Raw genomic sequence first — 2,041 nt, 5'->3', positions numbered from 1 at the left:
GCCACCACTGAGCTGGAGCTAAGATTTAAACGCCATTTAAAGGCAAATTACAGACACTTTATAGAGCATTATACCGATGCTAATGAGGTGCAGCGCCTTGCTTTGGCTAAGGCGTGTGCCGTGTTGGATTTTATTTTAGAGGAAAAAGAAACTTATCCGGGTACAAAATTGAAACTTTATAAGGATTTGAGCCCCATACTCAAAGAAATGGATTTGCAGTACATTCCGCATAATTATTTGAGGTTAAAGGAAAAAGTAGAGATTTTAGAAACTACCGACCACGCCATACCGGAGATTATCCGTTTGCCGAGACTTGGCAATGATAATGCAGAAGTCTATAACGACCCTGTGGTCTTCGGCTGGGCGATGAACCTAAGAGCCAACGGGGCTAACTTCACGGATATGCATATTATCCGCCAAATATGGGAGGCCTGCGAGCGTACCGGAAGACGGAAGCCTTCAGCGAGATGGTTTGGGCAAAAGATTTTCGAGCAAGCTGAAACAGATTTTTTAACGGCACAAAAACGCTACGGCAGTAGTAAGAAAGCCAATGTACATAAATCTTATATTCCATTCAAAGATGCTTTCTATGCAGGAGATTGCTGGGAGGTGGATGCTACCCGTGTGAATATTATAGCCCACGCTACCGAAGACGAAAAAGGAAATAAAATAGAACGCCATCTGATGGTGATCGTAGTAAGAGATGTGATGAGCGGCGATGTCTTGGGGTATGATTTTACCCACGCAGAAAACCACGCCAGTTTTGTAAGAGCTATGAAAATGGCTGTCCAAACAGCCGGATACCTTCCTTATGAACTGGTAACCGATAGATTTCCGGGGCATAATACGGAGCAAATCAAACGCCTATTTGAACGCTTAGAGGCTATGGGTACCATCGTAACGCTGAGTCATAACGCAAAACAAAAAGCGGGAATAGAGCGCTGGTTTGGTACTTTTCAGAATACCGTGCTTATGGGTTCCAAATACTACTACGGCGAGGGAATTACTTCCACAAGATTAACGGCACATAGAAGCCCTGAATATATCGCACAGCTGAAAAAAGAAAGTAAGAAAGCCGGATTTGATGTCGTAGCGGCTTATACGGAATGCGAGACGCTTATTGAACAATGGAGAGATATAAAATATTCCTATTACAGCCGTAAGCATGCCAATCTTCATAAAACACCGAAAGAACTGCACAAGGAAAGCGAAAAACCTAATGTGATATTCACAAACCGCCAACAAGTTGCTATGCTGTTTGATTTGAAAAAAGAAGTTACAGTAAGAAACAATGGGCAGTTCCATTTAGAGATACACGGCGTGAAGTTTTACTATCAGATTGCTGTTGAAAATTATGAAGCTATTGCCAAAACACACAATAAAAGAGTCATCGTTTCTTACGATTTAGACGATTTGAGCAGTGTTTTTCTTTGGAAAGCACACGGGAATTTATTGGTTTCCATATGTGAAGCCGAAGAGCTTAAACAGATTGTGAAATATGGCCCGGGCAAAGATTTGGGCAGAATAGCACAGCAGAAAGCAAGAGAACGCCAAATAGAAACATTGAAAGAAAGCAATTTGGATGAATATACGGCAGCGGCTAATGAAGAAGAATTGTTACTGGGTATTCATACCAACAAGCAGAAAGCCAATGCTTTTGAGGACTATTACCACTCGGTGAATATTCCGCTAAAAAAAGTATCGGGAAGCGATATTGTCCCCGATGACTTCGATGAAAATAGCTACTTAAAAGAAAGAAACTATTAAACTATTCAGATATGACAAATTTACAAAAAAAGGAAATTGTACAAGCTATCCACGAGGAAAAAATCCGTCTGGGGAGCTTTGCGAGAGTTGCAACCAAAGTAGGTGTTTCGGAAGCCACTATTTCACAGATGAGAAATGAAAATTGGACACTCATCAAAGACACTATGTGGCAAAAAGTGGCGCAAGAACTCGGCTTTGTTTCCAATACTTGGCAGCTTGCCGAAACGCTGAATTTCAAGAAAGTAACCAATGTTTTGAATGATGCCAAAAACGC

General features: G+C 41.4%; 1 protein-coding gene and 1 pseudogene. Both read left to right on the top strand.

What is annotated here, in order from left to right; genetic code table 11:
• Positions 1–1,767, top strand: a 1,767-nt coding sequence (locus BLS89_RS10330) for a transposase (protein WP_317039425.1), incomplete at its 5' end; no start/stop codon positions are given.
• 11 nt (positions 1,768–1,778) lie between these two features.
• Positions 1,779–2,041 (top strand): annotated as a pseudogene (locus BLS89_RS10325) (ATP-binding protein); the annotation flags it as partial.

Origin of the sequence: Riemerella columbipharyngis (genome assembly GCF_900101995.1) — a bacterium.
Classification (GTDB): Bacteria; Bacteroidota; Bacteroidia; order Flavobacteriales; family Weeksellaceae; genus Riemerella; species Riemerella columbipharyngis.
The sequence above is the reverse complement of the archived record's forward strand: the minus strand, read 5'-3'. Positions and strand labels throughout refer to the sequence as shown.